The organism is Burkholderia sp. MSMB1588 (assembly GCF_001546925.1).
GTDB classification, from domain to species: domain Bacteria; phylum Pseudomonadota; class Gammaproteobacteria; order Burkholderiales; family Burkholderiaceae; genus Burkholderia; species Burkholderia humptydooensis.
In genome coordinates, this window is the sequence record NZ_LNJS01000001.1 from 2,229,743 (window position 1) to 2,244,784 (window position 15,042).

At 68.0% G+C, this 15,042-nt stretch carries 14 protein-coding genes and 1 pseudogene; 5 read left to right on the forward strand and 10 right to left on the reverse strand.

Translation table 11 applies throughout. The annotated features are described in order from the left end of the window. Nucleotides 1-95: 95 nt before the first annotated feature. The 4 genes from WS92_RS21860 to WS92_RS21875 form a co-directional block, all read right to left on the reverse strand. Nucleotides 96-707: a hypothetical protein gene (locus WS92_RS21860; RefSeq protein WP_059934593.1), complete on the reverse strand. Its 612-nt coding sequence runs from the start codon at nucleotides 705-707 to the stop codon at nucleotides 96-98. Nucleotides 708-713: 6 nt separating this feature from the next. Further along, on the reverse strand, nucleotides 714-2,174 hold the full coding sequence (gene guaB / locus WS92_RS21865) for an IMP dehydrogenase (protein WP_015601134.1): 1,461 nt from the start codon (nucleotides 2,172-2,174) through the stop codon (nucleotides 714-716). 236 nt (nucleotides 2,175-2,410) lie between these two features. Next, on the reverse strand, nucleotides 2,411-3,295 hold the full coding sequence (locus WS92_RS21870; protein ID WP_059934592.1) for a copper chaperone: 885 nt from the start codon (nucleotides 3,293-3,295) through the stop codon (nucleotides 2,411-2,413). Beyond that, the gene (locus WS92_RS21875) at nucleotides 3,273-4,037 is read right to left on the reverse strand and encodes a DUF899 domain-containing protein (RefSeq protein WP_015600211.1); all 765 of its coding nucleotides are present in this window, start codon (nucleotides 4,035-4,037) and stop codon (nucleotides 3,273-3,275) included. The genes WS92_RS21870 and WS92_RS21875 overlap by 23 nt, the downstream gene beginning before the upstream one ends. A 136-nt stretch (nucleotides 4,038-4,173) precedes the next feature. On the opposite strand from WS92_RS21875, the gene WS92_RS21880 reads away from it, so the two are divergent. From WS92_RS21880 to WS92_RS21890, 3 genes are all read left to right on the forward strand, one after another. Continuing rightward, nucleotides 4,174-5,394: a hypothetical protein gene (locus WS92_RS21880; protein ID WP_059934591.1), complete on the forward strand. Its 1,221-nt coding sequence runs from the start codon at nucleotides 4,174-4,176 to the stop codon at nucleotides 5,392-5,394. Nucleotides 5,395-5,425: 31 nt separating this feature from the next. Then, a complete protein-coding gene (locus WS92_RS21885; protein ID WP_059934590.1) occupies nucleotides 5,426-6,112 on the forward strand; it encodes a Vgb family protein in 687 nt (228 codons plus the stop codon). Between the two features lie 120 nt (nucleotides 6,113-6,232). Then, nucleotides 6,233-7,201 (forward strand): DMT family transporter, encoded by a 969-nt coding sequence (locus WS92_RS21890; RefSeq protein ID WP_059934691.1) that lies wholly within the window; start codon nucleotides 6,233-6,235, stop codon nucleotides 7,199-7,201. A 136-nt stretch (nucleotides 7,202-7,337) separates the two neighbouring features. Here WS92_RS21890 and WS92_RS21895 read toward each other — a convergent pair whose 3' ends face one another. After that, nucleotides 7,338-7,661 carry an RnfH family protein gene (locus WS92_RS21895; protein WP_009912827.1) on the reverse strand — a complete coding sequence of 108 codons (324 nt, stop codon included), beginning with the start codon at nucleotides 7,659-7,661 and terminating at the stop codon, nucleotides 7,338-7,340. A 5-nt stretch (nucleotides 7,662-7,666) separates the two neighbouring features. After that, nucleotides 7,667-8,104, reverse strand: coding sequence for a type II toxin-antitoxin system RatA family toxin (locus tag WS92_RS21900; protein ID WP_006026083.1), 438 nt, complete (start codon nucleotides 8,102-8,104; stop codon nucleotides 7,667-7,669). Between the two features lie 97 nt (nucleotides 8,105-8,201). Here WS92_RS21900 and smpB point away from each other — a divergent pair, with 97 nt between their 5' ends. Continuing rightward, complete coding sequence (smpB, locus tag WS92_RS21905) at nucleotides 8,202-8,648, forward strand: SsrA-binding protein SmpB (RefSeq protein WP_006026082.1); 447 nt, start codon at nucleotides 8,202-8,204, stop codon at nucleotides 8,646-8,648. Nucleotides 8,649-8,779: 131 nt separating this feature from the next. On the opposite strand, the gene WS92_RS21910 is transcribed toward smpB, so the two are convergent. From WS92_RS21910 to WS92_RS21925, 4 genes and pseudogenes are all read right to left on the reverse strand, one after another. Beyond that, the gene (locus tag WS92_RS21910) at nucleotides 8,780-9,727 is read right to left on the reverse strand and encodes an SPFH domain-containing protein (protein ID WP_041861631.1); all 948 of its coding nucleotides are present in this window, start codon (nucleotides 9,725-9,727) and stop codon (nucleotides 8,780-8,782) included. Nucleotides 9,728-9,818: 91 nt separating this feature from the next. Continuing rightward, the gene (locus WS92_RS21915; protein WP_015602049.1) at nucleotides 9,819-10,253 is read right to left on the reverse strand and encodes an NfeD family protein; all 435 of its coding nucleotides are present in this window, start codon (nucleotides 10,251-10,253) and stop codon (nucleotides 9,819-9,821) included. A 127-nt stretch (nucleotides 10,254-10,380) separates the two neighbouring features. Then, entirely contained in the window at nucleotides 10,381-12,780 is a 2,400-nt protein-coding gene (ppsA, locus tag WS92_RS21920; RefSeq protein WP_059934589.1) for a phosphoenolpyruvate synthase, read from the reverse strand. 494 nt (nucleotides 12,781-13,274) lie between these two features. Then, a pseudogene (locus tag WS92_RS21925) lies at nucleotides 13,275-14,092 on the reverse strand (phytochelatin synthase family protein); the annotation flags it as partial. 122 nt (nucleotides 14,093-14,214) lie between these two features. Between WS92_RS21925 and WS92_RS21930 the strand changes: the two are divergent. Next, nucleotides 14,215-15,030 carry a posphoenolpyruvate synthetase regulatory kinase/phosphorylase PpsR gene (locus tag WS92_RS21930; protein ID WP_006026077.1) on the forward strand — a complete coding sequence of 272 codons (816 nt, stop codon included), beginning with the start codon at nucleotides 14,215-14,217 and terminating at the stop codon, nucleotides 15,028-15,030. Nucleotides 15,031-15,042: the final 12 nt, after the last annotated feature.

A 15,042-nucleotide genomic window follows, 5' to 3' on the forward strand; every position in this document is an offset into this window, starting at 1 on the left:
CAAAAGCAGCGCACGAGGCGCTGCATCGAACACGTATCCGGGCGATCGCGCCGCCGCGAAGCGCGGTGGCCTGACAGTCGGGAAAGCCGGGCCGGTCACGGTTGCGACGGCGGTCGCGCCGCGTCGCCGAACTCGCTCGCCGCGGCCGGCGCGGCGCTCGTTGCCGATGCGGCGCCCGACGATCCGGCCACTGCATCCGCGCGCGACACGTCCGGCTCGATCCGCGCGGCGGCGGGCGGCGTCACGGCCGGCTCCGAAGCGCGCTTCGACGCGACGCGCGCCTCGCCCGCCTGCGCCGCCTGCGCCTTCTCGCGCCGCCGCACCGCGGCCGCGAGCCGCACGCCGCCGAGACCGACCACGAGCAGCACGGCCCCCGCGACGACCGATACGAATTGACCGAACGACGACAACTGCGGCGAGCGAATCGCGAGCAGCCACACGAACATCACGACGCCCGTGAGCCAGTTCACGTGCCCGACCGCGCGCGCGACGCCCGCAGTCAGATCGCCGTTGAAAGCCGCGTGCGCGGACAGCCATGCGAGCCCGAGGAGCGCGATGCCGAACGCCTGGCCGACCATCGCGGGATCGACGGTGACGAGTTGCAGCGCGTCATACAGCGCTTTCCACGGGGTCAGCACGAACAGCGCGCCGAAAGCGGCAAGCAGGACGGCATCGATCAGGAGAACGGCGCGCAGCAACGGTTTCATCGGCGATCAGTCCACGTGATAGTTGGGGGCTTCCTTCGTGATCTGCACGTCGTGCACGTGCGACTCGCGCATGCCGGCCGCGGTGATCTGGACGAACTCGGCCTTGTCGTGCAGCTCGGCGATCGTCTTGCAGCCGCAGTAGCCCATGCTCGCGCGCACGCCGCCGATCAACTGGAAGAGGATCGCGTTGACCGAGCCCTTGTACGCGACGCGGCCTTCGATGCCTTCCGGCACGAGCTTGTCGATGTTCGCGGAGTTGTCCTGGAAGTAGCGGTCCGCCGCGCCGTCCTTCATCGCGCCGACCGAGCCCATGCCGCGATACGACTTGTACTGGCGGCCCTGATACAGGAACACGTCGCCCGGCGCTTCTTCCGTGCCGGCGAACATGCTGCCCATCATCACCGCGTTCGCGCCGGCGGCAAGCGCCTTCGACACGTCGCCCGAGAAACGGATGCCGCCGTCGGCGATGCACGGCACGCCGGTGCCGCGCAGCGCGTCCGACACGTTCGCGATCGCGCTGATCTGCGGCACGCCGACGCCCGCGACGATCCGCGTCGTGCAGATCGAGCCTGGGCCGATGCCGACCTTCACCGCGTCCGCGCCGTATTCGACGAGCGCCTTCGCAGCGGCCGCGGTCGCGATGTTGCCGCCGATCACTTCGACCTTCGGGAAGTTCTGCTTGACCCAGCGCACGCGCTCGAGCACGCCCTTGCTGTGGCCGTGCGCGGTATCGACGACGATCACGTCGACGCCCGCCTGCACGAGCAGCTCGACGCGCTCCTCGTTGTCCGGACCGACGCCGACCGCCGCGCCCGCGCGCAGCTTGCCGTGCTCGTCCTTGCACGCTTCCGGGTGCTCGGTCTGCTTCGTGATGTCCTTGACCGTCATCAGGCCGCGCAGCTCGAACGCCGCGTTGACGACGAGCACGCGCTCGAGGCGATGGCTGTGCATCAGCGCCTTCGCCTCGGCGAGCGGCGTGCCTTCGGCAACCGTCACGAGGCGCTCGCGCGGCGTCATGATCGACTTGACCGGCTCGTCGAGGCGGGTTTCGAAGCGCAGATCGCGGTTCGTCACGATGCCGACGAGCTTCGGACCTTCGACGACCGGGAAGCCCGAGATGCCATGCTGGCGCGACAGCGCGATCACGTCGCGCACCTTCATGCTCGGCGGGACGGTGATCGGATCGCGCACGACGCCCGATTCGAAGCGCTTGACCTTCGCGACCTCGCGCGCCTGCTCGACGGGGGTGAGATTCTTGTGGACGATGCCGACGCCGCCTTGCTGCGCCATCGCGATCGCGAGACGGCCTTCGGTGACCGTGTCCATTGCGGCGGACACGAGCGGCATGTTCAGGGAGATGTGGCGAGTCAGTTGGGTCTTGAGGCTGGTGTCGCGCGGCAGAACGTCGGAGAACGCCGGGACGAGGAGCACGTCATCGAACGTGAGTGCTTTTTGGATCAGACGCATGGCAAATCCTATAGGCGCAAAAGCGAATTATACGCGATGCCCGGCTAATTTTCACAACACGAACAACGGCTTAGCCGTCTCTCCCCCCTTTCTCGCCGTTTGCCCCCCGAATCGTTCGGATTCCAGTTCGAGTCGTTTTCGAGCCGGTTTCGTTTCGGCCGGCATCGCGCGGGTTCGCGCCGAATGGCAGAAATGTGCCGGATGCGACGGACGCGCCGCGCGCATCGCACGCGACGTCAACCCAGGCCCGCCGCACGGGCGACCATGACCGCGCCCATCGCGGCGACGCCCCCGCCGATCATGCGCGCGGCGCGCTCGCCCGCCGGCGCGAGGCGCTCGACGGCGATCGCGGCGGTCACGGCGGCCATCGCGCGCCAATCCATGATCCCGGCGACGAGGAGGCTCGTGGTGAGGCCCGCGCTACAGCAACAGCAGCGAACGCCGAAGCGCACACCGAAACGCACGCCCTGTCGCCACGCCGCACCAACGCTCGCCGGCGACGGACCGCCGCAACGCGCCGCATCGCGGCAGCACGCCAGATGGCGCGCCTTCCACGCGGTGAACTGAAGCGCGCCCGCGCCGAGCACGATCGCGCCGCCCGCGGCCGGAGCCGCGCGGGCGAGCGCCGGCATGCGCCACTCGAGCGCCGCCAGCGCCGCGCCGAGCGCATGGACGGCGAGGCCGGCCACGGCCCACACGAAACCGTACCCCGCTGCGACCGACGCGGCCCGCAGCCCGGCGCGCGCGCCGCCCGCGAGGCCCAGCCGCAGGACGGATCGCCCGCCGCGCCACAGCATCGGCGCGAACGACGGCAGCATCATCGCCGCCATCATCGCGATCCACATGCCGACGAACGACGCCGCCGAGCCGCCCCACGTCCGTCCGCACAGCCGCGTCCACATCGCCGACAACATCCAGCCGCCGGGCATCGGCGTCTCGCCCGTCGCGGGCGTCGGTGCAAGCCATCCGAGCGCCGCCGCCTCCGCCGCAACCAACAGCGCAATCAACAGCGCCGCCGATACGCCCCGGCGCGCGCCTTGCGCCGCGCGGCACGACACGTCGCGCCCGGGAACGCGCCGGCCGCGCTCACGCGCGCCGTCAGCGCCCGTCGTACTCGTCATGGCGACGCCACCAGACGCCCGTTTCGTTGCGCCCCTTCGGCGCGCGGTCGAGCCACTGGTACATGCCCCAGAGTCCGTCCAGCCCGCGCGCGTACGTCGAATACGTGTGATAGACGGCGCCGTCCTCGAGCACGAACGCGCTCATCCCCGGCCGCTCGCGCGCGTACGTGCGCGCGTCGGTCCCGCAGGTGGCCGCGAATTCGGCAACGGGCGCAGGCGCGGGCGTCGCGTCCATCGCGTGGCCGCCGCGCCGGTAGTTGTATTCGACGCGCCCGTCGCGCTGCTGCGCGTCAGTAAACGACACGTTGAAGTCGTAGTTGAAGTCGCTGTCGCGCGACGACGCCCACGGAAACGTCCATCCCATGCGCTTCCGGTATGCCTGCAGCTTCGCGAGCGGCGCGCGCGACACCGCCGCGAGCGTGACGTCGTGATGCGCGAGGTGGACGACGAAGCCGTCGAAGCCGTCCGCGATCGCCGAGCACGACGGGCATCCCGCCGTGTAGTCGGGGCCGAACATGAAGTGGTAGACGAGCAGTTGCGAGCGGCCGCGGAAAAGCTCCGCGAGCGATGCGTCGCCCTCGTCGGTGTCGAATCGATACGCCTTGTCGACGCGCACCCACGGCAACGCCGCGCGCTGCCGCGCGAGCGCGTCGCCGCGCCGCGTGTGCGCCTTTTCCGCATCGAGCAGTTCGAGCCGCGCGGCGAGCCATTCGTCGCGCGTGCCGATCGTGTGTGTCGTCATCGTTCGTCCCTCCTTTTCGTCTGCGCCGCGCGCCGCTCGATCGGTCCGCGATCCGGCGCGCGGGCTGCTTGATCGCGTGGTGGTAGATTAGTCGCGTGCTTCGAACGGTGGGAGTGACAAGTGTGGCGGGATTCCGATGGACTCGCTGATCACGGCCGCGGCGCGCGCGCTCGCGGCGGGTGATCCGCTCGGCGCGCTGAACCGCGTCGCGCTGCGCGACGATGCGCCCGCGCTCGCGCTGCGCGGCGTCGCGATGGCGCAGCTCGGCGATTTCGTCCGGGCGAAGGCGCTCGTGCGGCGCGCGGCCCGCGCATTCGGCCCGAAGGAGGCGCTCGCCCGTGCGCGATGCGTCGTCGCCGAAGCCGAGATAGCGCTCGCATCGCGCGAGCTCGGCTGGCCCGAGAAGGCGCTCGACGCGGCGCGCGCGACGCTCGACGCGCATGGCGACCGCGTCAACGCCGCGCACGCGCGGTATCTCGCGGTCCGTCGCCTGTTGCTGATCGGCCGCGTCGGCGAGGCCGAGCGCATGCTCGCCACGCTCGATGCCGCCGCCTGCCCGCCCGCCTTGCAGGCCGCCCACGAGCTGATCGTCGCGGGCATCGCGTTGCGGCGCATCGAGACGAAACCCGCGCGCGCGGCGCTCGCCCGCGCCGAACGCGCGGCGCGCGTCGCCGGCATTCCCGCGCTCGCGGCCGAAGTCGAACATGCGTTTCGCGCCCTCGACACGCCCGCCGCGCGCCTCATCGCGCGCGGCGAAACACACGCGCTGCGGCTCGACGACGTCGAGGCATGGCGCACGTCGACGTCGCTCGTCGTCGACGCGTGCCGTCACGTCGTGCACGACGCGCGCACGACGGTCCCGCTCGCGAGACGCCCCGTCCTGTTCGCGCTCGCCCGCGCGCTCGGCGAAGCCTGGCCGGACGACGTGCCGCGCGAGGCGCTCGTCGCCCGCGCGTTCCGCGCGAAGCGCATCGACGAATCGCATCGCGCGCGCCTGCGCGTCGAGATCGGACGGCTGCGCGCGCTGCTCGGCGAACTGGCCGACATTCGCGCGACGAAGCGGGGATTCGCGCTGACGCCGTGCACGGCGCGCGACGTGGCCGTGCTCGCGCGCCCGGTCGAAGACGCGCACGCGACGGTGCTCGCCCTCCTCGCCGACGGCGAGTCGTGGTCGAGCTCCGCGCTTGCGCTCGCGCTCGGCGCGAGCCAGCGCACCGTGCAGCGCTCGCTCGACGCGCTCGCGACGGCCGGCAAGGCGCAGTCGTTCGGCCGCGGCCGCGCGCGCCGCTGGACGACTCCGCCCGTGCCGGGATTCGCGACGACCTTGTTACTCCCCGCGCCGCTGCCGGGCGATTAGGATGACGTAATCGAGCAACCGGGAGACGGACATGAAGCGATCGACCGCCGAAATCATTCGGGAATACGGCCCGTTTCCGGGCGTCGACGGCGTGCACGGCGTCACATACGACGGCCACCGGGTATGGTTCGCATCCGGCGACAGGCTGAACGCGCTCGACCCGGCAAGCGGGACGACGCTGCGCTCGATCGACGTCGCCGCGCACGCCGGCACCGCGTTCGACGGCCGGCATCTGTATCAGATCGCGGAGGACCGCATTCACAAGATCGACCCGGACACGGGCCGCGTGCTCGCGACGATTCCCGCGCCCGGCGGCGGCGGCGACTCCGGGCTCGCGTGGGCCGAGGGCGCGCTCTGGGTCGGCCAGTATCGCGAACGCCGGATTCATCAGATCGATCCCGAAACGGGCGCGATTCTTCGGACGATCGAATCGAACCGCTTCGTCACCGGCGTCACGTGGGTCGACGGCGAGCTCTGGCATGGCACGTGGGAAAACGACGAGAGCGAGCTGCGCCGCGTCGATCCGCGAACGGGCGACGTGCTGGAGGCGCTCGGGATGCCGGCGGGCGTCGGCGTATCGGGGCTCGAATCCGACGGCGGCGACCGGTTCTACTGCGGCGGCGGAAACAGCGGAAAAGTGCGGGCCGTCCGCCGCCCCGCGCGCGACGCCGCGACTCGCGGCGACACCGGGCGCGCCGCCGGCTCGGCCGACGAGTAGCCGCGGCAATGCGCGCCCCCGGCCGACGCGCCGCATCGGCCGAGTGCAGGAATGAACAAGACGAACACCGCCCCGCACCGCTATGATGCGCGCTCGTCAGTGGAATGGTCGGAGAATTCGATGCGGCGCGGTGTGGTGTATGGCGTATTGGCAGGCGCCTTGTGGGGAATGGTGTTTCTCGTGCCGCGGCTCCTGACCGATTTCTCGCCGCTGCTGCTGAGCGTCGGCCGCTACGCGATGTACGGCCTCGTATCGCTCGCGGCCGCGCTGCCGGCCGCCCGCTCGCTCGCCGCGCGCCTCACGCGCGACGATCTCGTCGCGCTCGTGAAGCTCGCGCTCGTCGGCAACGTCGCGTACTACATGCTGCTGTCGAGCGCCGTGCACCTGATCGGCATCGCGCCCAGTTCGCTGATCGTCGGCGTGCTGCCCGTCACCGTCACGCTCGCGGGCCTGGGCGACCACGGCGCGGTGCCGCTCAAGCGGCTCGCGGGTCCGCTCGCGCTCGTCATCGCCGGCATCGTGTGCATCAACGTCGATCTGTTCACGTCCGAAGCCGCGCACGCAACGACGCTCGCGCAAAAGCTCGCCGGCATCGCATGCGCGGCGGGCGCGCTCGCGAGCTGGACGTGGTACGCGGTCGCGAACGCCCGCTATCTGCAACGCCATCACCATTTCGACGGCAACGAATGGTCGGTGCTGTGGGGCGTCGTCACGGGCCTGATCGGAGGGCTGTGCTGGATCGGCATCGCCGCGCTGCCGGCCGGCGCGCTGCAGCCCGCGCTGCCCGCATCGCGCTGGCAGTTGTTCTGGCTGCTGAATCTCGGCCTCGCGATCGGCGCGTCGTGGCTCGGCAACGGGCTGTGGAACGCGGCGTCGAAGCGGCTGCCGCTCACGCTATCGGGCCAGTTGATCGTGTTCGAAACCGTTTTCGCGCTGCTGTACGGCTTCGTCTTCGATCACCGGTTGCCGCGCGCGCTCGAGATCCCGGCGCTCGTGCTGCTGCTCGCGGGCGTCTACGGGTCGGTGCGCCGGCACGGCGACAAGCGCGCGGCCGACGATCCGCTCAACGCGAACCTCGGCGCGCACTGAGCGCGGGCGCCGCGCATTTCATCGGATGTTTGGCCGGACCGCTCGGCGAAACGCGTTGACGAATAGCGTTGACGATAGCCTTGACGAATAGGCGGCGACGGATTTCGTCAGGCGAATCGCCCACGCTGCGCGCCGCTCAGCGCGAATCCTTCGGCAACCACTTGCGGCCCTCGATCGATCCCTCGCGGCGGGTCTTGTCGACGCGGCGCTGCCGCGCAACCTTCGGATCGACGATGAGCGGCCGGTAGAGCTCGACGCGATCGCCGTCGGCGACGGGTGCGTCGAGCGGCGCGAGCTTGCCGAAAATGCCCGTCTTCAGCGTCGCGAGGTCGACGTCGGGATGCAGCGCGAGCACGCCGCTCGCGAGGATCGCGTCGCGCACGGTCGCGCCGGCCGGCACGTCGACGGCGACGAGCGTCTGCCGCTCGGGCAACGCATAGCAGACCTGAACCTTCGGCATGTGCGTCACCCCTTGCCGTAGCGCTGATCGGCGCGCTTCACGAACGATTCGACGAACGTATTCGCGATGTGCGTGAACACGGGACCGATGATCTTCTCGAGGATGATGCTCGAGAACTCGTAGTGCAGCGCGAACTCGATCTTGCACGCGTCCGCGCGCAGCGGCGTGAAGCGCCAGTAGCCGGTGAACTTGCGAAACGGCCCGTCGGCGAACTCCATGTCGATCCGGGTCGGGCGCTGTTGCGTGTTGTGGGTCGCGAAATGCTGCTTGATGCCCTTGAAATTGATGTCGATCCGCGCCTCCATCCCGGTTTCGTCGCGGCGGCGAATCTCGACGCCGCCGCACCAGGGCAGGAAGTTCGGGTAATCGGCCACGTCGGTGACGAGGTCGAACATCTGTTCCGCCGAATGGCGGATCAATACGGTTTTCTGGACATCTGCCATAAATCGCGCGGCATCGCAAAGGTAAACGAGCAAGCCGGGCCAACGCCGCCCCGCTTTGCTAAAATTGTGATTTTAAACGAGTTGGCCATTTCCCTTCATGAGCATCATCGACAACAGAAAAGCGTTCTTCGATTACCACATCGAAGAACGCTATGAAGCGGGGCTCGTGCTCGAGGGGTGGGAGGTCAAGGCGCTGCGCGCCGGGCGCGGCCAGATCAAGGAAGGCTACGTCGTCGTGAAGAACGCGGAGATCTTCCTGATCGGCACGCACATCAGCCCGCTGCCCGAGGCCTCGACGCACATCAAGCCCGATCCCGTCCGCACCCGCAAGCTGCTGCTGCATCGCGACGAGATCAAAAAGCTGATCGGCAAGGTCGAGCAGCGCGGCTACACGCTCGTGCCGCTGAACTTCCACTACAAGGGCGGTCGCGTGAAATGCGAGATCGGCCTGGCGAAGGGCAAGAAGCTGCACGACAAGCGCGAAACCGAGAAGAAGCGCGATTGGGAACGCGAGAAGGCGCGAATCATGCGGTCGGCCACCTGACGCGCGACGTTTTGCCGCACGCGCCGCACGAACTGGACTGCACGAGCCGCGCCGAAATCGAAACGGCCTGCTTCGATCGATTCGAAGCGGGCCGTTTCTTCATTCGAGTCCTCACTCGATCCGCGCCGCGCTCAGCCCTTGCTCGCGCCCAGGCCGGCCGCGCCCGGCGCGCCGCGGTTCACGATCGTCAGCGCCGACGCGATCGCAGTGCTCAGATCCGACAGGTTCGACGGCACGATCAGCGTGTTGCCCGTCTTCGCGAGGTTGCCGAACGCGCCGACGTACTGCTCGGCGACCTTCAGGTTCACCGCGTCCATCCCGCCCTGCGACTGGATCGCCTGCGCAATCTTCTGAATCGCCTGCGCGTTCGCCTCGGCCACCGCGAGAATCGCGGCCGCCTCGCCCTGCGCCTGGTTGATTGCCGCCTGCCTCTCACCTTCCGACTTCTGGATCGCCGCCTCGCGCGCGCCCGACGCGAGGTTGATCTGCTCCTGCTTGCGCCCTTCGGACGCGGCGATCAGCGCGCGCTTCTCGCGCTCCGCGGTGATCTGCGCCTGCATCGCGTGCAGGATCTCCTTGGGCGGCGTCAGATCCTTGATCTCGTAGCGCAGCACCTTCACGCCCCAGTTCGACGCCGCCTCGTCGAGCGCCGACACGATGCTGTGATTGATGAAATCGCGCTCCTCGAAGGTCTTGTCGAGCTCGAGCTTGCCGATCACCGAGCGCAGCGTGGTCTGCGCGAGCTGCGTGATCGCGAGCACGAAGTTGCTCGAACCGTACGACGCCTTCATCGGATCGGTGACCTGGAAGTACAGCACGCCGTCGACCTGCAACTGCGTGTTGTCGCGCGTGATGCAGATCTGGCTCGGCACGTCGAGCGGGATCTCCTTCAGCACGTGCCGGTACGCGATCCGGTCGACGAACGGCAGCACGATGTTCAGGCCCGGCGACAGCGTCGCGTGATAGCGGCCGAAGCGCTCGAGCACCCACGCGTGCTGCTGCGGCACGATCTTCACCGTCTGCGACACGATCACGAAAGCGATGACGAGCAGCACCGCCCAGACGATCAACAAATCCATGAAACAAGTCCTCCTGGTTGGAATGTGAAAGCCGAACGCGCGGATACGAGCGCGAATATAAGCGCAAAAACGCGCACGACAACGCGCACGGTTAAGCCGACGGCTTTGCGGCAACGATCAGGCAGTTGCCGCGCACCGCGCGCACCTCGTATAGATGCGCGTCCTCGCGCTCGCCGGCAGCGAGCTCGACGTCCCACTGCGCGCCCCGATACTGCGCACGCGCCCGGCGATCGTGCCAATGCCTGACCGCGATCGTCGCGCCGATGTCGATGTTGACGTCGGGATTCGCGGAGGCGTCGCGCTTCTGCTTGCGGCCGAGCCCCGAACGCCTCAACGCAATCACGGCGACGATCGCGACGAGCGCCGCTGCGGCGAACTGCCAGGCGGCGGGCGCGCCCGCGAGATGCACGAGGCCGCCCGCGAGAAAGCCGAGCGCGATCATCAGCAGGTAGAACGTTCCCGTCAGCAGTTCCGCGACGACGAACACACCGACGCCGATCCACCAGAAAAACTGCCCCGATACCATCGCGCCTCCCGTTGCGCAAAGAAAAACACCCCGGCGTTACCGGGGTGTTTATAGCATGAACCTTGCAAGTTGCCTTCATTCGGATGGCAATCGGCCGATGGCCGCCCGGACCGGCGATTACCGCGAATTACTGCTTTGCGGCGAGCGCCTGCCACGTCTTGATGACCGTGTCCGGGTTCAGCGAGATCGACGCGATGCCTTCGTCGGCGAGCCACTTCGCGAAATCCGGGTGATCGGACGGGCCCTGACCGCAGATGCCGACGTACTTGTCGAGCTTGCGGCAGGTGTCGATCGCGCGCTTCAACATGAACTTCACGGCCGGATCGCGCTCGTCGAAGTCGACGGCGAGCAGTTCCATGCCCGAGTCGCGGTCGAGGCCGAGCGTGAGTTGCGTCAGGTCGTTCGAGCCGATCGAGAAGCCGTCGAAGTGTTGCAGGAACTCTTCGGCGAGAATCGCGTTCGACGGCACTTCGCACATCATGATGAGGCGCAGGCCGTTGTCGCCGCGCTTCAGGCCGAACTTCCCGAGCAGGCCGACGACGCGCTCCGCCTGCTTCACCGTGCGCACGAACGGCACCATGATCTCGACGTTGGTCAGGCCCATTTCGTCGCGAACGCGCTTGAGCGCGACGCACTCCATCTCGAACGCCTGCGCGAAGTCCTCCGCGATGTAGCGCGATGCGCCGCGGAAGCCCAGCATCGGGTTTTCCTCATCCGGCTCGTAGCGCGAGCCGCCGATCAGCTTCTTGTACTCGTTCGACTTGAAGTCGGACAGGCGCACGATCACGGGCTTCGGATAGAACGCCGCCGCGATCGTCGCGATGCCTTCCGTCAGCTTGTCCACGTAGAACGCGCGCGGCGACGCGTGGCCGCGCGCAACGCTCTCGACCGCCTTCTTCAGGTCCGCGTCGATGTTCGGGTACTCGAGGATCGCCTTCGGGTGCACGCCGATGTTGTTGTTGATGATGAACTCGAGGCGCGCGAGGCCGACGCCCGCGTTCGGCAATTGCGAGAAGTCGAACGCGAGCTGCGGATTGCCGACGTTCATCATGATCTTGACCGCAACGGGCGGCAGTTCGCCGCGCTGCACCTCGGACACCTCGGTCTCGAGCAGGCCGTCGTAGATCTTGCCTTCGTCGCCTTCCGCGCACGACACGGTGACGAGCGAGCCGTCCTTCAGCACGTTGGTCGCGTCGCCGCAGCCGACCACCGCCGGCACGCCCAGTTCGCGCGCGATGATCGCCGCGTGGCAGGTGCGGCCGCCGCGGTTCGTGACGATCGCGGACGCGCGCTTCATCACCGGCTCCCAGTTCGGGTCGGTCATGTCGGCGACGAGCACGTCGCCCGGCTGCACGCGCTCCATCTCCGACGGATCCTGGATCACGCGCACGGGACCCGCGCCGATCTTCTGGCCGATCGCGCGGCCCGTCGCGAGCACCTGCGACTGGCCCTTCAGCTTGAAGCGCTGCTCGATCTTGCCATGCGCCTGGCTCTTCACAGTTTCAGGGCGCGCCTGCAGGATGAAGATCTTGCCGTCGCGGCCGTCCTTGCCCCACTCGATGTCCATCGGGCGCTGGTAGTGCTTCTCGATGATGACCGCGTACTTCGCGAGCTCGATCACGTCGTCGTCGGTGATCGAATAGCGGTTGCGCTGCTCGTGCGGCACGTCGACCGTCTTCACGCGGCCCGGCTCGCCCGGCTGCGTGAACTCCATCTTGATCAGCTTCGAGCCGATCGAGCGGCGGATGATCGGGTACTTGCCCTGCGCGAGCGTGGTCTTGAACACATAGAACTCGTCCGGGTTCACCGCGCCCTGCACGACGGTTTCGCCAAGGCCGTAGCTCGACGTGATGAACACGGCGTCCTTGAAGCCCGATTCGGTGTCGATCGTGAACATCACGCCGGCCGCGCCGACGTCCGAGCGCACCATCCTCTGCACGCCCGCCGACAGCGCGACCTCGGCATGCGTGAAGCCCTTGTGCACGCGATACGAGATCGCGCGGTCGTTGTACAGCGACGCGAACACGTGCTTCATCCGATCGAGCACGTCCTCGATGCCGACGACGTTCAGATACGACTCCTGCTGACCGGCGAACGATGCGTCGGGCAGGTCTTCCGCAGTGGCGGACGAGCGCACGGCAAACGACAGCTCGCCCGGCGAGCCGTTCTTCAGGATCTCGAACTGCGCGCGGATTTCCTGCTCGAGGCGCGGCTGCAGCGGCGCGTCGACGATCCACTTGCGGATCTCGGCGCCGGCTTCGGCGAGCGCCTTCACGTCGTCGATGTCGAGCGACTCGAGACGTTGCGCAATGCGTTCGGTGAGGTTGTTGTGCTGGAGAAAATCGCGAAACGCGAGCGCGGTCGTTGCGAAACCGGTGGGCACGCGCACGCCTGCCTCGGCCAGTTGGCTGATCATCTCGCCGAGCGACGCATTCTTGCCGCCGACGATTTCGACATCGGTCATTCGCAACTGCTCGAACGGAATTACATACGCCTGATCCTTTGCGACGTTTGCTGCGTTAGTCATACAAGCCCCTAAGTGTGAAAAAATGCTCGATCGTGCAATGGGCTCGGAGCGCGGCCGCCTGCAAAAAGCGGGGCGCGCTTTGCACAACCTGTCGGATAAGCCTTCGCGGGGCGGGGACGATTCCGGCGCGCTTGCAAAAAATCCCGGCAGAAAGGCGAAAAAGCAGACAAATCGCCGAACTTGCCGGGAATCCGTAGCGCATCGCGACCCGAAACGCGGCCGCGCCGCGCATCAGCCGCAAGGGCTTATCCAACAGGTTGCCGCTATTCTACCGTGCCGGCCAACGGATGTGGCGCAACCCGCTCGCAATGGTGCTCTAGCGCGCGGTTTCGACGCGCGGCGCGCCGGGGCGCGTCGTCGGCGCGGGCGCGCTCGCCGAACCGCCGATTTCCGTGCTGCCTCAAGGAGGCCGGCGTTTGGCGGTGCGGTGAGGAGAGTGCTCGATGTGTCCGGTGTCAGCCGTCAGGTTCCGAGTTCCAGTCTGGCCCCGGATATCACCTCCCGCCTGCCGCCCCGTCGATCAGCACATAGCCGCGGCTGCGGCCGCCGCTGTCCGCATCGGGCGTGTTCATCGCCGCGTACAGGTCGGCCGTCGTCACCCAGACGGGCGGGTACTTGTAGCGGGACACGTCGAGGATCAGGAAGCGGTCGGCTGCGGCGTCGTACGCGCCGAGCGGCGAGATGTGGCCGCCCGTCTGCTGGCCGAGGCGGCTTCTCAGGTAGTTGACGAGCACGTAGCGCCCCGGGCGGCCGAGATGCGCGACCGCGTCCGCGCGAAACGCGTCGACCGACACGTCGGACGCATGGCGCACGTCGCCGCTCGCGCCGAGCGCGTTCGCGAGCGCGCCGAGCTGATCGAGCGTCATGCCGTGCCGCTCGATCAGTTCGCGCGGACGAATCTTCTCGGTCGCGTCGTTGAGCACGTTGTCCTGCGTGAAATAGTGGAACGGCGGATATTGCTCGGCGGCGGGCGCCGGCACGCGCAGCGCGTTCAGCACCATCACGAGCGACGCGACGCCGCAATAGCTCTGCGTCTTCTGCGTGACGAAGTGGCTGCCGAGCGACGCGTATGCGCTGCGCGCACCGCTCTCGGCCAGCATCTGCTCGCCGGCGCGGCTGCCGAGGTCGATCAGGCCGCCGGGCAGCGGCAGGGTTTGCGCGGCCGCGCGGCCGGCCAGCGCGAGCGCGACGAGCACGGCGCCGACGAGTTTCTTGTTCACGGTCATGGCTCCTGGGTCGTTCGACGAGCGAAGCGCCGCCCGCGCGGCGCCGCACGAGCATAGCGCGAAGCCGGCGGCGATGCTGCGCGCCGCAAGCGAGGGCGCGCGGCGCAACGCGATGCGCCGCGCCAGGCCGCGCGCCCGCGCCTGCTAAAATGACCGCTTTCCGGCCGCGCGCGGCCGCCACGCACACGCTCGACGCATTCTTCGATTCATGCTTCCAACCGTATTCATCGTCTCCGACGGCACCGGGATCACCGCCGAAACCTTCGCGCATTCGATCCTGTCCCAGTTCGATCAGAAATTCCGGCTCGTGCGCGTGCCGTTCATCGATTCGATCGAGAAGGCGTACGGCACCATCCAGAAGATCAACGAGGCCGCGCAGCACGACGGCCGCCGGCCGATCGTGTTCACGACGCTCGTCGACGGCGAATCGAACGAGATCGTCAAGCGTTCGAACGCGCTCGTGCTCGACATGTTCCAGCGCTTCGTCGAACCGCTCGAGCAGGAACTGCAGTTGAAGTCGAGTCATGCGATGGGCCGCGTTCACCAGAACGCGGACACCGAGGAATACAAGACGAGGATCGAGGCGATCAACTTCTCGCTCGCGCACGACGACGGCCAGTCGAACCGCAACCTCGCCGACGCCGACGTGATCCTGATCGGCGTGTCGCGCAGCGGCAAGACACCGACGAGCCTGTATCTCGCGATGCAGTATGGCGTGAAGGCGGCGAACTATCCGCTGATTCCGGAAGACTTCGAGCGGGGCAAGCTGCCCACGCCGCTCAATCCGCATCGCGACAAGCTGTTCGGGCTGTCGATCGATCCGATGCGCCTCTCGGAGATCCGCAACGAGCGCCGCCCCGGCAGCAAGTACGCGGCGCCCGAGAACTGCCGCTACGAAATCAACGAGGCGGAAGCGATGATGCGGCGCGAATGCGTCAAATGGCTGTCGTCGACGCACAAGTCGATCGAGGAAATCGCGACGACGATCCTGCAGGAAATCAAGCTCGAGCGGCAGTCGTATTGACGAAGGGCGCGC